We start from the raw sequence: 18,845 nt of genomic DNA on the forward strand, positions 1-18,845 counted from the left end.
AGAATATGTCGTTATTTCAAGTGAAGGGGTTAAATAAACAATATGTTAATGGTGATGTAACAACCTCGGTACTGAAAAATGTGAAATTAGGAATTGAAAAGGGAGAATTTGTTACAATCTTAGGACCTTCTGGTTCAGGGAAAACTACGTTACTAAATGTGCTCAGTGGACTTGATAATGAATATAGTGGGGAAATTCAATATAATGAACAAAACTTTTCTAAGTTTACAGAAAAGCAGCTCGGCGAATATCGCAGACAAGATGTCTCCTTAGTCTTTCAGCAATATTATTTATTACCAACACTAACGGTCTACGAAAATACTCAAGTTGGAAAATACTTAACTTCAGAACAGCTTTCTATTTCAACTATTCTTGAGCAAGTAGGCTTGCTAGAGCATAAGGACAAATACCCCAATCAGTTATCAGGTGGACAAAAACAACGTACAGCAATTGCCAGAGCAATTGTGAAGTCTCCTAAAATAATCTTTTGTGATGAACCAACTGGTGCATTAGATATCGAAAACTCAAAAATGGTCATTCAATTGTTACTCGAATTGAACAAGAAGAATGGCGTGACCATCATTATGGTAACTCATCATGAAGCATTTTCTTTATTAGCAAACAGGGTCATTCGCATGAAGGACGGAAAGATTAAAGAAGTGAATACAACAATATCTCCATTATCCATTGATGAGATTGAGTGGTGATGAATTATGTTATTTAAGCACACAATTAGATATATTCTTCAGAAGAACAGATGGTTATTTGCAGCAATTTCGGCTTTATTAGTTATTATGAGCGTATTGTTTTTTTCATTAATCTCCTTAAATGAGAAAATGAATCAAGTTGTAAAAATCTATGAGATTAACAGTCAAGAGGATTTTCAGTTTATTCCGAAACAAGATGGTACTTTGTCTATTGAAGAGACTGTGAACAATTATGCTGAAACGTATAAGTTTGATGTAGAACAACAGCATCTTAAATTAGTTACGGACAAATCTATCTCCTATAAAATATTAAAGCAACAACATCTCGTTAACGAACCATACTATCTGTTTGGTAAAGCAAGCAGTCAAGCAAATGAAATCGTAATTGACGTTAATACTGCGACAAGGCTTCAACTAGAAGTTGGTGACTCTTATGAATTTCTTAATCAATCATACGAAATTAGTGGTATAGCAGGTTTTCCAGGACAAATTCAACCTAATATGAAATTGAAAGGATTTGGCTCATATCATCCAGAACATGCTGTGCTGGTTGGATTGAGTGATGAGGCTTTTAATCAAGTTGAAGCTGAAGAGAAAATTTATTATGGTGGAATTTGGTCAGAAAAAGCAACAAATCGTGAATTAGATCCTGAACAATTTTATATGATCAAATATGCAGCTGATAACGTTGAAATGAATTCCTTGTCACTGAAAATTTCGATGAATCAAATGATTGCAGGTATTTCAATTGGTGTTTTGATGACTATTGTTCTAGTGATGCTAGCCATGCTAGTTTATAAAATGATTAAAGATAATCAAGAAATTTATGGGATATTAAAAGGAATAGGGTATAAAAATCGTCATATTATAAGTAGCTTCCTGCCTATTATTATTATTTTAATAATACCGATAATTACAGGTAAAATAATAAGCGTTTTGTTTTTACCTGATCTATTTGTTCTAATGAATCAAGATGGAATTATACCTTATCTGGAATCTAATAATGATTGGTTGTTTTTCATAATTGTCGCGATAATATTTGTTTTCATAACAGCGTTCAGCTCCATGTTACTTATTGCCATTATGCTTAGAAAGAGTCCAATTTCTCTCATTCGAGGCGTGAGTAATGAGAAAAATAGTAAGTTTAAGCGCGTATTATTGAAAATAACAACTAGAAAAAATGAACTACTGAACTTAAGAAATAAGTTTGCATTACGTAATCCGTTTGTTTTAGGTTTAATGATATTTACAGGATTCGCTTTGGCAGTACAATTGTTGTTAAGTTTTGCTATGTTTGAATTTCCTCAACGAATTGTGCAGGCCTATGAGGAGCAATTTAGATACTCTTATGATATTAGATTTTCAGAAACATTAAATGTTGAAAGATCTAGTGAATATGTAGCTTACGGAAATAAGGCGTACGCATTTGATTATAAGGGGAAGCAAGAAGAAGCTGAATTGTATATCTTACAGCCAGGAGAAAGTAATTCTTTTATTCAATTTATTGACTACAATACGGGAAAAAATATTACAAATCGATTGAGTGACGGCGTAATTATTAGTAAATGGTTTGCTAATAAGTATGATCTGCAGGTAGGAGACGAACTGGCTTTATCACAGTCAGATTTGTATATTGCTACAGAGATTGTAGGTATTCATAAAGGTTTACAGGGGAATGAAGTTTACACTACTGTAAGTTACTATAATGATACTTTCAACGAAGAAATTGTTGAATTTGATGGATTATATATTGATACCTTGACTCATCCGTCATTTCATGAGGCTCAAATTAGTATTGTAAACGAGCTACAAGAAACGTTGTTAGCTGTAAAGCAGTCAACTAATCAATACCAATTGATAGGTCTAATCTTACTGATTATTGGCATTGTACTTAGCATAATATTGATGAGTATTGCACTATATATTATGCTACAAAATAACAAGGACCAAATCTTATTATTTAAGGCAATGGGATATCGTAATAAGGAGATATTTGTAATATCTATTAATGGTTATCTATATCCGCTATCACTAGGTATTGTTGTTGCTATTCCTTACTTTATGTTGCTAGGGAAATTATTGTTTGGAATGATTTCCAAGGGAAGCAGCTTATATATTCCTATGGAAATTAGCATTATCTATATAGTTATTCTTTCTATGAGTGCTGTTCTATTCTTCTACCTAATTGCTTCAATCTTTGTACGAAGTATTTTTAAAGATAGAAATTTCATGAGCCTTATGAATACATGAATATTATCAACCATCAAATAATTTCTATCGCGAACGATGAACTACATTTGGTAGAGGTAATTACTTGTAATAATAAGTTAAGCAGAGCGGATAGAAACTACTTCAAAAATTACATCATACAGCGTTCAAGGCGAAGTTTGTATAACTATGCTGTAAGTTATAGTTATCCTTACATTATGATGTATTTCTCACAGTTTAAAGCTTCGGTTGATATTGAATGTCATGCAAAATTCAAACAGCAGTACGGTACTCTAATAGCGTCTGAAAGTGAAATGGAAAGCTTAACACAACATGTTGGGGAGCTATCGAGTAAAGTGCAACTAAGTTCGCTATGGACGCTGAAAGAAGCATATGGTAAATACTACGGTGTTGGTCTAGACTATGGCTTTCAATCAATAGTGTTAAACAATAATTGTATGTCGAGCAATTTTGTTTCACCTAAAGCTAGTATACGACTTTGTTTAGGTATCAATGAGACATTCTCATTTACAATTGCCCATGAGAAAGCATGGACTGAAGAAAAAAAACAATCTATCTCTAAAGCTATGAATTGCGGAATAAATACATTTAATGGAATTTAATAGAGCGATCAACAGAAAACAAGATGCAGGCTATTAGCTTCCGGCATCTTGTTTTTTTGTTTTCAAATTTACAAACTTATTACATAAAGCACATTTGAATTTTACAATGATGTCTTATTATTGAAAATGAGGCTCGGAATAAAGCTTAGTTTACGAGTCCAAACGTGGTTGTGGCGTTTCGCAAGTGCCTAATAAAATTATAAAAATGAATAAGGAGCAGTGAAAATGAAAAACAGGAAAAAAGCAATGAGTATGTTAAGCATGTTTATTATTGCATCCATGGTAATATCTCCAACGCATTATGTACAGGCATCAGAAGTAGAAAATACAGTTTTTATTAATGAAATCGAATCTAATGATGCAGTTACAGATATAGATTGGATTGAAATTATTAATACTGGCAATAGTGATATAGATATTAGTGGATGGTTTGTTACAGATGATAAAGGTTTGGAACGGTTGGTAGATAATAAGGAATGGCGTATTGAGGATGGGACTGTATTAGAAGCTGGCGAAATTTTGGTTATTGAGCATGATGTTGTGTTAAATAATCTGTCCTTGGGAAAAGAAGATACAGTTTTTTTGTATGATAGTAGCACTACTTTATTGGACTCGTATATTTATTCAGGTCATGCAGTTGGTACATATTCAAGGGTTCCAGACGGTACAGGAGAATTTGTTGATCAGGAACCAACCAAAGGTGAGTTAAATATTGTAGAAAAAGAAGAATTACCTAAACATAGATTAGTAATCAATGAGATTAATTCTGCGCCGGATGATTGGGTAGAGTTTATGAATATAGGAACAGAAGAGATGGACCTTTCTGGTTATGAAATTCGCGACAATTCTGATGACCATCGTTGGAAATTTGCAGAAGGAACAAATCTGCAAGCAGGAGAACTGTTTGTAGTTGATGCAAGTATGAATGGTCAGGTATATAATGATCAGACAAAAGCTTATGTTGCAGGTGAATTCCAAGAAGCAATTGGTATTGGTTCAGGAGATTCTATTCGTTTATATGATAATGAAGGGAATTTACTAGATGACTATTCATGGACTGGCCATGCTAGTTATGAAGGTAATGATTCATTGGCGTCTTTCGGAAGATATCCAGATGGGACTGGTACATTTGGATTAATGAAAGAAACAAAGGGGTTAAAAAACGATTGGTATCAACCTCAGATTGTAATCAATGAAGTAGAGTCTAACGATGATGAAACCGATTGGGTTGAAATTTATAATGTAGGAACTACAAACGTAGATTTATCTGGTTGGTATTTATATGATGATGACCCAGTAGGTCATGCTGCAGATATAACACCCGTAGTAGATGGAACAAATCTTAATCCAGGCGCATTTTATGTTTTTGATGGTAATAAGGATTTTACATTTGGCTTAGGAAAGGCTGATCAAGTTACTATTTTTAATAAAGATGGTGTGTCCATTGCAGAATATTCGTGGGTAATACATGCAAATGGTGTATACGCACGAATTCCAGATGGAACAGGCGAACTTGTAGAATTCCCCACTTCGACTAAGGGAAAAGCAAATATTGTAACAAATCCAGTTATATTAAATGAAGTACAGTCAAATGACTTAAATAAGGGACCTGATTGGATAGAGCTTGCTAATCCAACAGGCGAAGTTTTAGATATTTCGGGAATAGTAATTAAAGATAGTGATGATACACATCAATATGTTATCTCTAATGGTACAACAATTCCAGCATATGGATTTTTGGTATTAACAGAAGAAACATTTGGTTTTGGACTTGGAAAGAATGATTCTGTACGTCTGTTTGAAAATGATAGATTAATAGCTAGCACAACATGGCCAGATCATACAAATCCGACTTGGGGATTGTATCCAGATGTAACTGGAAATGAGTATAGAAATACAAAAGAAGCAACTGTGGGTGCACCAAATAAATTTGAAGGTATTCCTGAAATTATTGCATGGCCAGGTAATGGTGAAGTTGTAATTTTTGACCGTGAACCAACATTTTTAGAAGATTCTTCAGGATTGGATTTCTTTAATCGCCAATTATATGCAGTTGATAATGGTACAGGTAAGTTTTGGATTTTAGACGTTTCAAAAGATGGAAAGTTAAGTTTTGCAAAAGGTTTTGAAAATGGCAAACGTGTTCGATTCCAAAAAGATGCAGATGATGCAAGAGCAGCAGGACCGGATGCAGAAGGAATTACAGTAGATGGAAACGGTATTGTTTATATTGCTTCTGAACGTGATAATAATGTTAAGGGCGTTAACTTTAATATGATTTTGAGCGTTGATCCACATAAAGAAGACGATGATTTAGTTGCATTACAACAATGGGATTTAACCGCTTCATTACCACAGGTTTCTGCCAATATGGGAATTGAATCTGTAGAATGGGTATCAAACGCAAATGTTGACGGTAAGCTTTATGACCAAAATACGAATACAGTTTTTGATGCAACTAATTATCCAAATGCAATTGCAAGTGGTGTGTTCTTTGTTGCATTAGAAGATAATGGTCATGTATATGCATATGTTCTAAATGAAGATGGAAGTTCTGTACAAATTGCTGATATTGACGGAAAGATTGGTGGAGCAATGGCTCTTGACTACGATACATATGAAAATGTATTGTGGGTTGTTGCGGATAATGGATTTAATAATCGTGCAGCAAAAATATCATTCAATGGAGATAAAGAAACAGAAATTATTCATATAATGCCTGCAAGTGGTGTCGATATTAGTTTCAATAATGAAGGATTTGCAATTGCAGAGGCAAGTTTTACTAAAGATGGTCAAAGACCGGTGTATCGATTTAAAGATGGCGAAAAATCGGGCTCTTTATCTATAGGTTCTATTGCATCTGATTATAAAGGAAATGTAGATGATAACTCCGGAAATACAGGCAATGAAGGTACTGGAGGCAGTAACAATGAAACAGTAACTCCAGGCGCACCGAAAGTAGATCAGAACAGAATCAACGTTACTTCCGTGTTAACACAAACTTCTGAAGGCAGCGTAGCTACAGCAGTTCTAACTGAACAAGCATTAGCAGAAGCAATTGCTTTCGTGGAAGCTGCGAACGGAACAGAAACCACTGTTGAAATCAAAGTAGAAGCTGTTGCAAATGCCAAGACAGTTGAAATGATGATTCCAAACAAATCGATTAGAGCATTAGTCGAATCTCGGGTAGAAGCATTTGTAATTGCATCACCAATTGCAACCATCACGTTTGACGATATAACTCTAAAAACAATTGCCGATGCGGCTAAGGCTGATGTAAAGATATCTGCTAGCGTTGTTGATCCGAGCACGCTTTCAGTGTCTGGAGTTACTAAAGAGCGGATTGCGGACAGACTGATATTCGATTTTACAGTAACAAGCGGTGATGAAGAGATCAGTGATTTCAATGGTGGTTTAGCGAGCGTATCCGTTCCGTACACATTACGCCAAGGCGAGAATCCAAACGCTATTGTTGTATACTATCTGGACAAGAACGGAAACCTTGAACATGTCATGGGATTATATGATGCTGAGGCTGGTACAGTAACGATGACGGTTAACCACTTCTCTAGCTTTGTTATTGGCTACAATAAAGTGGAGTTTGCAGATGTCTTAAGCACACAATGGTATGCAGATGCAGTAGACTTTGTAGCAGCTCGCCAGTTCTTCAATGGGGTAAGTGACAATGAGTTTGCACCGAATAACGAAATGACAAGAGCTATGGTTGCCAAGGTCATTGCGAATATGGAGGGAGCAGACCTTACGAGCTACAACACATCAGTATTTGTGGATGTTGATAAGGATGCTTGGTATGGCGCTGCAATTGCTTGGGCAGCTGATAATAAGATTGTGTCAGGTGTAGGAAATGGGAAATTTGATCCAAGTGCACCTATCACTCGCGAGCAATTGGCTGTGATGATCCATAACTATATTGAGTACAAGGGCACTAAATTAGTAGGCACAAACAAGCCAGCCTTTGTAGATGCAAACGCAGTGAGCGATTGGGCGAAGGATGAAGTGACAACACTTCAAAGTTATGGCATTATAAGCGGAATTGCCGGAAACACATTCGCACCAAAGGTAAATGCCGACAGAGCAGCAGTGGCCACCATATTCAAAAATTTTGTAACTGAGTTTGTTAAGTAAATGAAATGAAAAATCTCCCTTTGGAATTCACCAAAGGGAGATTTTTTGTGTTGTGCCCAGCATGGGTTCAGTCTATAGGGTGAGAGTGTTACGAACCAGCTGACGATCTACAGGTATCTACTCCTGATTTTCGCTCGGTTTTTCTTTTCTCCAGGATCGCAGACGGTTAAAGCTCGCTGAAAATGTTAATCTTCCTGCATAGTACTTCTTCATATGGATATACTACCTTTTTTTGTGTTTTACAATGCGATGTAGGCTATTATATAATATTCTGATGGATTTAAGAGAATCAGCTAGAGGAGTTTTTTTATGAAGAAAGGCATCATTTACGGTGTTTTAGCTTACTTATCCTGGGGTCTGCTGCCCTTATACTGGCGATTGTTTGAAACGATGCCAGCAGGCGAAATATTAGCCCACCGAATTTTGTGGTCTTTCGTTTTCGTTGCCGTGCTTGTTACAGCGGCCAAGCGCTGGAAGCATCTCAAAAGCGTCGTTAAAGACCGTAAAAGCAGACTGGCCGTTTTAATATGCTCCATTTTTATAAGCTGCAATTGGCTTATATTTATTTGGGCAGTTAATAATGGCAATGTCATTGAGACAAGCCTAGGTTATTATATGAATCCGTTAATTAGCGTGGTATTTGCTGTTGTGTTCTTGAAGGAAAAGCTGCGAGCTGGGCAATGGGCTGCAATTATTATCGCTGGAATTGGTGTCATGTTGATGGCAGTTCAATATGGTCATGTGCCTTGGATTGCTATTGTACTCGCGGTTTCGTTCGCATTATACGGTTTAGCCAAAAAAGTTGCCCAATTAGATGTCCTCTTAGGTCTGACCTGGGAAACGATGATCGTCGTTCCGATTGCAATGATCTATATGACTTTCATCCATGCTGATGGCAATGCGACAGTCCTTTCTTTATCTGGAGGGTCAATGGTTCTCTTGCTATTATCCGGTGCTTTTACCGCGCTTCCCTTATTTTGTTTTGCAAGAGCAGCCGAAAGGCTGCCGCTTTCAATGGTAGGCTTCATTCAATATATTGCGCCTACTACCAGCCTGCTGCTCGCTGTCTTCGTATTTGACGAGACTTTCACAGAGGGACAGCTGGTTAGCTTCTCGTTTATTTGGTCTGCCTTAATCATCTATACGTTCGTATCTTTCAGAAAATCGAAACCGTCAAGGCAGTTAAGTGAAGCTGCTTGAAGATTTGATCTCGTTGATATAATTCTTGGCGATCCAATCTTTCGGCTCCTGCGACGTCAATTCAGGAGGATGTACAAAAAAGGGGGCGAGCCGCCCCCCTATGGAGAGCCCTGCAAAAGTCTTGTTTTTGAGTAAAAGTGAGTTTCAAATTGGAAATGTAATCGTGAAAACTCAAAAAGCAGCTCGCCTATCATCTGAGGGTGGGCTGCTTTTGCTCTACTAGTTTCACATTTACAACAAATGCAGTGAGGTATGCCTGTATTCGCATGCGAAATAGACCTCGGTATTTGGCTTTTGCCATCCCGTGGAACCTCTTCATCTCTGCGTTCTTGTGTTCAATAAATGGTCTCCGCTTAATCCGCTCTTTAAACGTATCACTAAGCTCAAACTCGATCTGTTCCTTGAAATGCTCCGCAATGATGAGAAACGAGTAAGTCTTGCTCTTTGATTCTGGTTTGTAGCACCCTTCGCTTAGCGGACACAGGTCTTACACTTCTCAACATCAAAATAAAACACAAGGGATCGACTGTTTCCGCTTTGTTTACTACTTTGCATCGCTTTCCGAGTGCTATGCTGTCCGGCAGGGCATACAACAAAATCCGCATCTTTGCTGTATTCAAATCCTTCTTGCCGCTCGCCTCCATGATGGACAACAGGATTTAGGGGGACGACAGGCTGAATCATTTCTTTTTTCATCTTCTACGATTTGTCTAGCCAATTGAAGCTTGTCACTAATGGCCCCTTCATGATCAGGCAGTAATTCCTCCACGGATTCATCCAACTTAGCCAAGTAATGGAGCGTAATCCGCTCGGCATCCTCTTGCTCGCTTTTTACGCGCGGCATGGATGGTAGTCTCTTCTCCAACTTCGGATTTCGTTTGAGAACCGTTCGCATAAGACGTTTAGCTGCATCCCGCAACACGTCCAAAGGACGCTGCTTTTGGCTACTTGCTTGGGTATGAGTCGCATCTAAAATAATAGTTTTACCCTTATTGAGTCCTTTTTCCACACATTGACTTACCACTTGTATGCTAAATTCACCTGGGCTTCCTGAACAACTCGTTCATCTGAAAGATTGTAAAGGATCTGCAAAAAGAGCAGACGAAAAAGCAGCTTAGGCTCATTAGCCGGTCTGCCGTAATATTTGCAATAGCTGTTTTCGACCAGCTCATGAATGAAGCTGAAATCTACGATGCGATGAAACTTTCGCAACAAGTGATCTTCAGGAACAAGATTATATAATTCCGCATGGAACGATGTAGTTAATTGTCTACCGGCATGCAACAACAGGCTCATCTCACTTTTACTTTTCTTCCATTATACAACAAATCTAGTACTAGCAGGGTACTGGGCTCCGTTTTACAGATAATGTATTCGTTTTGCAGGGTTCTCCTTATTGGGTCTCTTTTTGATTATTGCCTATTCTGAACAGCTTATTTCATATAAATTAAGATTGTATTAACTGCTCAATGTGTTGTTCGATATCGAGAAGGGAATCCCAAGGCTCATAGCGATGAAGGGCTTCTCCTTCTTGATTAACAAGAAATTTAGAAAAATTCCAACGAATTGAATTTCCGATTAAGTATTCAGGATGCATTTGTTTTATTTTCTCAACGACGATTGATTCTTGAATATTGTTAGAATCTCATTTATGTACTGCTCCTTATAGTGAAGAAAGGTATGCAGAATTCTATAGCCGTTACCAAAGATTGACAGACATACTCACTTGAAAATACAATAAAGGCTCATGGCAATTAAAGCGCCTTCATAACAATACTTATAAATCGAAGACTCCAACCTAGCATCTAGATAAACTATCGATGAAAACACTATAAATGCCTGAAAATAATATGGATATATTTGAGAAAGGGAGAGGATTCCTATCTATACCGTTCTGCTTGTAGACGATGAACCGCTTGTACTGGAAGGCTTGATGTTCATGATCGATTGGGAAGGCCACGGCTTCCATGTCTGTGGCGAAGCAAGAGATGGTGAAGAAGCACTGGACCGAATTCAGGAACTTAATCCAGATCTGGTCGTGACGGATATTAGTATGCCGGTTATGGATGGGTTGCAGTTAATACAGTACTGCACGAAGGAGTTGAACACGTCGTGTCGTTTCGTCATTCTAAGCGGGCATGATGATTTTACTTCAGCCCAGAAAGCGCTGACGTGCGGAGTGCTCAATTACTGGTTGAAGCCGATCGATGTTGAGGAAATTCATGCTTCACTCGTTAAATTTCACAGTGAATGGTCGTATCGGGACGATCGCGATACTTTGGGCTTGCAGTTTACGACACCACCGTTGGAAGCTACTTGGAACATTCCGGAGGCCGGTGATCCACTATTCGATGCAGAGGATCGTCTATTGCTGGCGATTGTAACTAGAGACGGTGAGGCGATCGACGAAGCGGTTCAAAGGCTCTGCCGCCAACTAGTGCTTTCGTTCGGAGGCAATGGAGAGGCGGGTAAGGTTTTTTTGTCAAACGTTTTATTGGAAATTTTATGGAAAGTGATGGAGGGAGAGACAGCAAACTCGGCTCTAGAAGGCGAACGAGGCCTCCTACTTCCGATCCTGCCAAACAGGGTAGACCGTTGGCCAGACATATTGGTATCGTTCGCACACAAAGTGGCAGAGCAGTTGGCACGGCAGCGGTCTGTGAACGGTATCGCGTGGGAAGCTGCTCAGTTAATTAGAGAGCGCTACCATGAGCCTCTTCAACTGCAGACCATCGCGGGATTACTTCATTTTCAGCCTGCTTATTTAGGACAATTGTTCAAAAAACAAATAGGTATTTCTTTCCTTGACTACGTTCACCGCACGCGGGTTGAGGCAGGCCGCAAGCTTCTGCGGCGAACCGATCTGAAAATCGCCGACGTGGCTCGGACAGTCGGATACGCCGATCCCGAGCATTTTGCCGCCAAATTCAAGCAATGGATGGACATGACCCCCTCTCAATACAAAAATGGCTAATCCAAGGAGGTATCTGCATGCGTAAGCAGTTCGGCTGGTTCAGCTTCGTCAACAACATCCCACTTAAATGGAAGTTCACGCTCATCTACTTGCTGTGCGTTCTTTTACCGATCCTGACAATCAATTTTCTCTTTTTTCATAAAATGTCGGAGAACATTCAAACCCGGGAGCAGACTAACCTTCAATGGACGATTGAGCGGGCGGCCAAGAAAGTGACGGATATGATCGAAGGTGGCGTTACTCTAAGTTATTCCGTCGCGACAGATCGTATCCTATACGAGGAGCTGGATAAGGAATACGCCGATGTGGTCGAATTCTATGAAAGCTTCAATGAGGTACTGAGCGGCAAAATGAGACCGTTTATATCTGCCTACACCTACGTCGAGAATATTTCAGTATTCACGGAAAATCCGACTGTCGTGAGCGGCAGCAATTACTTTATATTGGACGAAGCGGCAAAGCGAAGTCCCTGGTACGAGGCAGCTTCTAAGTCTTCGTCAGATGTCAACGTCTTGATGTATGCCGATGTCGATCTTATGAACTTGAATGCGAAAAAAGAATATTTCAGTATCGTGCGTAAACTGAACGAGTATCCGATGCACGGACAATATGCAAAATATTTGCGCATCGATCTTAAGCTTAGCAAATTCAATGAAATTCTGGAGCTGGAGCAGCCATACATGATGCTTAAGATGCTGGATCCGCAAGGCCAGGTGTTGTTCCCATCGTCCCAGTTCATGGCGCAGATTGGACCAACTGACAGCGGAGAGGACAACCGACTGATGTACCAGAGTCCTTTAGGCAGCCTTTCTTATATCAGTGAATGGAAGCTTGCTGGTCTTGCGGAAGAAGATCGCTTTCAGACGGCTATCCAGAGCTCCAAGCGCTTCATCTGGATGCTGATCGCCATCAGTACGTTGCTGCCAACGACGCTCATTTTCGTCATGCTACGTTCGTACAATTACCGGATTCGCCGGCTGTCCCGCCATTTGGACAAAGCGACGAATGAGAAGTTTCATTTGATCGAGTTGAGTGAAGGTCAGGACGAGATCGGCGGTCTAATACGCAGCTACAATCGGATGGCCGCCCAGATCGAGTCACTCATCAACGATGTTTACAAGCTTGAAATAAAGCAAAAGGATATGCAGTTGGAGCAGATTCGCGCCGAAATGAAGCTGCTACAAAGCCAGGTAAACCCACATTTTCTTTTCAATACGTTAAACGCCCTGCTCGTTGTTAGTGCGAAAAACGGTTATACGGAAGTATCCGTCATTATCCGCAACTTGTCCCAATTGCTTCGCCGGCTTCTCAGTTGGTCTGATGCCGCCGTAACCTTGCAGGACGAGCTTCATTTTACGGAAATGTATTTGAAAATTGAAAAGTTCCGGTTTGCGGACCAGTTTGATTACGTATTCAACATCGAAGAGGAAGCTGCAAGCTGCATGGTGCCGAAAATGTGTATTCAACCGCTTGTCGAGAATGCGTGCAAGCACGGATTGCAGACGGTCAAAGGGCAGCGTATTATTCGCATTGAAGCCCGGCGCACAGATACTTATTTGTATTTGCAGGTTATAGATAATGGCAAAGGCATGGATGAGGAACGATTAAACGAAATCCGTAGCATGATGGACGACAGTCTCGATTCGGACGAGAACGTGGGAATGCGCAACGTCTATAAGAGGCTACGGCTTCATTATGGGGAACGTGTCGATTTTTACATTGACAGCCGTCCCAACGAAGGTACGCGAGTTAGCTTTCGGATTCCTGCCTTACCAGAAGATGAAGGGAGCAGAAAAAATGTACTCGGTGCTACTGGTGGATGATGAACCTTGGGCGATTGAAGGCTTGCTAATGTTTGTAGATTGGGAAGGGCATGGATTCCGCGTCTGCGGTGTGTGTGAGAACGGCGCCGAGGCGCAGTCTGCTGCACACGAGCTTAAGCCGGACGTTATCGTGACGGATATCCGAATGCCAGAGATGGACGGATTGGAGTTAATCGAACAGTTGCAAGGGGAAAATGGAGCCCCGATCGAATTCGTTGTGCTTAGCGCCTACAGCGAGTTTACATACGCTAAACGTGCTATGCAGCTTGGCGTCAAATACTATTTACTCAAGCCGATTATCGAAGAAGAGACGGCTGAGGTTTTGTTGCAGATCCGCAAGAGGCTCGACACAAAGAGGGCACTCCGGCGGAAAATAGAAGACAGTGAAGAGACTTCGTTGTCGCCGCTGGCGGTGCAACGGATGAAGGACGTGCTACAAGCAATCGAAGATGTGAACGGAGAACGTGCGGTGGAAGAGATCAATAGCTTGTTCTTAGAGCTGTGGAGCCAGTCTTTCGAATGGGCCAAGTTGTTTGTTTGTTCATTGACCGTTCAATGTAGCAAGCTGATTCGTGAATCAGGTGGAGATCCGGCGTTGTTGCTGCGTCCCCACCCGGATCCATCTTGCGAGAACGCCGAGCTGGAATCCGTGCGGCTGGGGATTCTCTCTTATGCCGAGCAGGTAATCAGAGCACTACAATCGCTTCGCAAGCACAGACCTGGTAGTACGTTGACCGAGATTGACAGGTACGTCTCAGAGAAATATCGCAGCTCACTATCGATTAGGGACGTGGCGGCGCGGTTTTATTTGAATCCCGTTTATTTAGGTAAAGCTTACAAGGACAAATTCGGCTGTGGTTTGCTGGATCGGATGCACGATTTGCGGATCTCCGAGGCATGCGAGAAGCTTCGCGATACCAACGAGCCGATCGGTGCTATTGCTGAGCAGGTCGGGTATGCGCAATACCATTATTTTTTGAGGCATTTTGAACAGCGCACAGGGAGGAAACCGGCGGAATACCGAACCTCCAAATGGTGAAACCTCGAGAAAGTAAGATCGTCAAAACCGATTTTTGAGGGGGGTACGCATTTAATATGTGAATTGTAAACGCAATATAGAAAGCGCTATCATAAGAGAAGTAAGACGATTGCACGCCGTTTTGCATTATATTTGATAAGGAGGATTTAACATGGGGGTTCGAACTAAAAAAACGGTCAACTGGGTATTCATGTTGATTCTGACGTTTAGCATTGTAGCGTCAGGCTGCTCTAGTAATGGAAATGGAAACAAAGATACGTCATCTAACACAAAGAAAACAAACGATTCCACAAAAGAATCCAACTCATCTGAAACAAAAGTGGAGCCGTTCACGATTTCATTATTTACGGCTGCTACGGGACCGATCCCGACGGAAGATAACAAGATCTATCAGGAGATTAAAGAAAAGCTAGGCGTAACTCTGAAGGAAGAATATCTTGTTGGTGATATTGAACAGAAGCTTGGCGTTATGATTGCCGGCGGAGATTATCCTGACATGATTACGGCAAATACAAAGTTGACTGCGGCTAATGCAGTTATTCCGCTAGAAGATCTAATTGAGCAACACGCACCGAACTTGAAGAAACATTTCGGAAAAGTGTGGGAGCAATTGAAAGATCCTGCTGACGGTCACATCTACTGGCTGCCCAACTATGGAGTATATCAAGGCGACTTTAAGCCAACTGACTACATGGGACCAGCGTTCTATATCCAAAAGGCTATTCTGAAAGAATATGACTATCCTCAAATCAAAACATTAGATGATTATTTTAAGCTGATAGAAGATTATGCAACTAAATACCCTGAGATTGACGGACAACCGACAATTGGGTATACATCACTTGCTTATGACTGGCGTGACTGGGGTCTACGTAACGCGCCACAGCATTTAGCAGGTCATCCAAATGATGGAGGCGTTCTAGTAGATCCAGATACGAACGTTGCCACTCGATTTTCTGCAACAGATACAGCAAAACCTTACTATAGTAAGCTGAATGAATTTAATGCCAAAGGCTTGATGGATAAAGAATCTTTTGCACAAAACTATGATCAGTTTTTGGCGAAAGTTTCAAGCGGCCGCGTACTTGGTATGTTTGAGCAACGTTGGAACTTCGGGCAAGCTCATGATTCACTGGTATCTCAAGGGAAAACTGACCGCACTTATGTAGGTTTCCCACTTGTCTACGATGCGAGCACTACAGATTACTATCTTGACCGTCCGGTGATTAACTTAGGTAATGGTTTTGGTATTACAGTAAATGCTAAAGATCCAGAAAAAATTATTAAATTTATCGATACAATGCTGTCAGAAGAATGGCAAAAACGTCTTGCCTGGGGAGAAGAAGGAGCCGACTATCTTGTAGGTGACAATGGCCTATACTATAGAACTCCGGAAATGCGTACGCAACAAGAAGATGTTACTTGGAAACAACAAAACAAAGCTGATTCATTATGGGGATATCTTCCTAAGTTAGAAGGTAACTACGCAGATGGCAATGCTGATGGTGCTGGTAATCAGCCAGACGAATTCTTCGCTAATTTGAAGGATATCGACAAAGAACTGTTATCTGCATACGGTTATAAAACGTGGACAGACTTCTTCTCGAATCCACCAGAGAATCGAGTTTCTTACCCAGCATGGAACATTGACCTTATCGAAGGCTCTCCTGCAAAAGTAGCCAATCAGAAAATGAAAGATTTGGATTTTAAATTATTGCCGAAAGCAATTTTGAGCAAACCAGATCAATTCGATGAAGTATGGGCTGAGTATGTAGAAGAGATGGATAAAGTGGATACGGATGCTTTCTTGAATCGAGTGAATGAACAACTTGAATGGCGTGAAAATGCTTGGTCGAGTAAATAAGTTGATGACAGAGGGCGGAAGGTTGGAGCAATAGTTCCAGTCTTCCGCTCGTTTAAGACAGGAGGCGGAGATGATGCCGCAAAATACAGTCCAAAAGGTTGAAAGTACACCTAAGTCCGCTTCGCGGACTATCGATTTTGGAAATAAGATAATCCGACAGCGACAATTGATCATCATGTCTCTTCCGATGGTGATTTACGTTATAATTTTTGCCTATCTTCCACTTTGGGGCTGGCTAATGGCCTTTCAAGACTTTAAACCGATGACAGGAGTCTCGATCTTGGAACAAACCTGGGTCGGGTTTGATCAATTTAAGTTTCTGTTTATGGATGAAGGCTTCTTCCGGGTACTTCGCAATACGATTGCAATGAGCTTAATCTCACTTATCCTCGGATTCGTGACAGCGATTGGTTTAGCGCTACTACTTAACGAAATCAAGAATACAGGCTTCAAACGATTAATTCAAACGATCTCGTATCTTCCGCACTTTTTATCTTGGGTTATAGTGACTGGACTAGTCTCAATGTCATTGTCCACCGAAGATGGCATTATTAACATCTTACTTGTGAATCTTCACATTATCGATGAACCGATTCTTTGGCTTGGTGAAGGTAAATACTTTTGGGGAATTGTTGGATTGACCAATGTCTGGAAGGAAGTTGGCTGGAATACAATTATTTACTTAGCAGCTATTGCATCCGTCGACCCATCCTTGTATGAAGCAGCAGAAATAGACGGCGCAGGGCGCTATCGCAAAATATGGAACGTCACGTTACCCGGCATCAGGTCAATTATCGTCATTCTCCTGATCATGAACGTCGGCTGGATGCTGAATGGCGGGGGCTTCGACATACAATACTTCTTAGGCAACGGACAAGTGATCGACTGGTCAGAGACGATCGACATATTCGTCCTCAAGTACGGGCTCAAAATCGGGAACTACTCTCTCGGTGTAGCAGCTGGTATATTCAAAACGGTCGTCAGTATTATATTACTTTACTGCGCAAATTTAATCGCCACGCGTCTCGGCGAAGAGCGAATTATATAAGGGGGGCTCCGCATGAAAACAACTATCAAAAAATTTAAAACGGAGCCATTTCTGTTTCATACGTTTAATGTAATATTTATGTTATTCGTCGCTGTTGTCACGTTATATCCGTTCCTTAACACGTTGGCAGTCTCGTTTAATGCGGGTCTGGACACGACGCGCGGCGGCATTTACGTTTGGCCACGGGAATGGACTTTTAAGAACTATCAAGCGGTATTCGCATCTGGAAAAGTGTATGATGCTTTCTGGGTGTCCGTCGCCCGGACCGTGATTGGTACGGTGGTTAGCGTCTTTTTGACCGCTATGCTGGCGTATACGATTAGCCGCAAGGAGTATATGTTCCGTAAATCTATTACATTAATTTTTATACTTACAATGTATTTCAGTGCCGGACTCATTCCTTCGTACTTTTTGATCAAGGATCTCAATTTATTAAATTCGTTTTGGGTTTATATTTTGTTCCCTGGAGCTGGGGCAGGGATGATTAGTGCATTTAACATGCTTGTCGTCCGTACCTATATTTACACGTTACCGGAAAGCTTGATTGAATCAGCGAAGATAGATGGATCGAGCGATTTCCGGGTATTCTTCAGCGTCATTTTGCCACTTTGTACGCCAGTGCTTGCAACGATCGCGCTGTTTACAGCGGTTGGTCAATGGAATACATGGTTTGATACGTTTATCTTTGCATCGTCTAGACAGGAATTAAGTACCCTTCAATTCGAGCTAATGAGATTAATGTCATCAACGGTGAATTCTAATGCCAATCCTAACATATCGTCCACAGCTGCGAGGGATACGGCAACGATGATTACACCACTATCAATCCGAGCCGCGATTACGATGGTAGCATCTGTGCCGATTCTTATCGTATATCCATTTTTACAACGGCACTTTGTTGCAGGTATGAAGCTTGGTAGTGTAAAAGAGTAATGTCATTGCCCGGTTGATGGCTGGAATAATTCCAGTTACCTAGGAACGTGAACTATCGTCGATTCCCGATTTGCGAAGTATTCTCTCGCCGGAAACATTATCCTGATATGGGATCTACGACTTGTTCTTTGACTGCTGGGTGTATACTTCCTTATAGAACAGCCTCCTTTTTCATTAATAGGGGGCTGTTTTATGTGTGCGCCCAGCATGGGCACTATCTCTAGGGTTCAAGTCCCGAATGGCAAAGGCAGTAGTAGCCATAGCTTAAGCTCATCAAGTT

At 40.7% G+C, this 18,845-nt stretch carries 13 protein-coding genes and 1 pseudogene; 11 read left to right on the plus strand and 3 right to left on the minus strand.

Going from position 1 to position 18,845, the window contains the following annotated elements; genetic code table 11:
- Positions 1 to 5: 5 nt before the first annotated feature.
- The 5 genes from AC1TO5_RS07590 to rarD all read left to right on the plus strand — a co-directional run bounded on the left by AC1TO5_RS07590 (position 6) and on the right by rarD (position 8,884).
- Positions 6 to 707 carry an ABC transporter ATP-binding protein gene (locus AC1TO5_RS07590; protein ID WP_482062195.1) on the plus strand — a complete coding sequence of 234 codons (702 nt, stop codon included), beginning with the start codon at positions 6 to 8 and terminating at the stop codon, positions 705 to 707.
- Positions 708 to 713: 6 nt separating this feature from the next.
- On the plus strand, positions 714 to 2,957 hold the full coding sequence (locus tag AC1TO5_RS07595; RefSeq protein WP_482062196.1) for an FtsX-like permease family protein: 2,244 nt from the start codon (positions 714 to 716) through the stop codon (positions 2,955 to 2,957).
- A complete protein-coding gene (locus AC1TO5_RS07600; protein ID WP_482062197.1) occupies positions 2,954 to 3,538 on the plus strand; it encodes a 4'-phosphopantetheinyl transferase superfamily protein in 585 nt (194 codons plus the stop codon). The genes AC1TO5_RS07595 and AC1TO5_RS07600 overlap by 4 nt, the downstream gene beginning before the upstream one ends.
- A 225-nt stretch (positions 3,539 to 3,763) precedes the next feature.
- Entirely contained in the window at positions 3,764 to 7,684 is a 3,921-nt protein-coding gene (locus AC1TO5_RS07605) for a lamin tail domain-containing protein (RefSeq protein WP_482062198.1), read from the plus strand.
- A gap of 309 nt (positions 7,685 to 7,993) precedes the next feature.
- Positions 7,994 to 8,884 (plus strand): EamA family transporter RarD, encoded by an 891-nt coding sequence (gene rarD / locus AC1TO5_RS07610; protein WP_482062199.1) that lies wholly within the window; start codon positions 7,994 to 7,996, stop codon positions 8,882 to 8,884.
- 190 nt (positions 8,885 to 9,074) lie between these two features.
- Here the strand turns inward: rarD and AC1TO5_RS07615 are convergent, their stop codons facing one another.
- From AC1TO5_RS07615 to AC1TO5_RS07625, 3 genes and pseudogenes are all read right to left on the minus strand, one after another.
- The gene (locus tag AC1TO5_RS07615; protein WP_482062488.1) at positions 9,075 to 9,368 is read right to left on the minus strand and encodes a transposase; all 294 of its coding nucleotides are present in this window, start codon (positions 9,366 to 9,368) and stop codon (positions 9,075 to 9,077) included.
- A 132-nt stretch (positions 9,369 to 9,500) separates the two neighbouring features.
- On the minus strand, positions 9,501 to 9,728 hold the full coding sequence (locus AC1TO5_RS07620) for a hypothetical protein (RefSeq protein WP_482062200.1): 228 nt from the start codon (positions 9,726 to 9,728) through the stop codon (positions 9,501 to 9,503).
- A 182-nt stretch (positions 9,729 to 9,910) separates the two neighbouring features.
- Positions 9,911 to 10,180, minus strand: a pseudogene (locus AC1TO5_RS07625) (transposase); the annotation flags it as partial.
- A 598-nt stretch (positions 10,181 to 10,778) separates the two neighbouring features.
- Between AC1TO5_RS07625 and AC1TO5_RS07630 the strand changes: the two are divergent.
- The 6 genes from AC1TO5_RS07630 (at position 10,779) to AC1TO5_RS07655 (ending at position 18,565) form a co-directional block, all read left to right on the plus strand.
- Positions 10,779 to 11,858, plus strand: coding sequence for a response regulator (locus tag AC1TO5_RS07630; RefSeq protein ID WP_482062489.1), 1,080 nt, complete (start codon positions 10,779 to 10,781; stop codon positions 11,856 to 11,858).
- A 17-nt stretch (positions 11,859 to 11,875) separates the two neighbouring features.
- The gene (locus AC1TO5_RS07635) at positions 11,876 to 13,681 is read left to right on the plus strand and encodes a sensor histidine kinase (RefSeq protein WP_482062201.1); all 1,806 of its coding nucleotides are present in this window, start codon (positions 11,876 to 11,878) and stop codon (positions 13,679 to 13,681) included.
- Positions 13,656 to 14,720, plus strand: coding sequence for a response regulator transcription factor (locus tag AC1TO5_RS07640; protein ID WP_482062202.1), 1,065 nt, complete (start codon positions 13,656 to 13,658; stop codon positions 14,718 to 14,720). The genes AC1TO5_RS07635 and AC1TO5_RS07640 overlap by 26 nt, the downstream gene beginning before the upstream one ends.
- A 151-nt stretch (positions 14,721 to 14,871) precedes the next feature.
- Positions 14,872 to 16,584, plus strand: coding sequence for an ABC transporter substrate-binding protein (locus tag AC1TO5_RS07645; RefSeq protein ID WP_482062203.1), 1,713 nt, complete (start codon positions 14,872 to 14,874; stop codon positions 16,582 to 16,584).
- A gap of 73 nt (positions 16,585 to 16,657) precedes the next feature.
- Positions 16,658 to 17,632 carry an ABC transporter permease gene (locus AC1TO5_RS07650; protein WP_482062490.1) on the plus strand — a complete coding sequence of 325 codons (975 nt, stop codon included), beginning with the start codon at positions 16,658 to 16,660 and terminating at the stop codon, positions 17,630 to 17,632.
- Between the two features lie 12 nt (positions 17,633 to 17,644).
- Complete coding sequence (locus AC1TO5_RS07655) at positions 17,645 to 18,565, plus strand: carbohydrate ABC transporter permease (protein WP_482062204.1); 921 nt, start codon at positions 17,645 to 17,647, stop codon at positions 18,563 to 18,565.
- Positions 18,566 to 18,845: the final 280 nt, after the last annotated feature.

The sequence above is a fragment of the Paenibacillus sp. Y930 genome, from assembly GCF_056786375.1.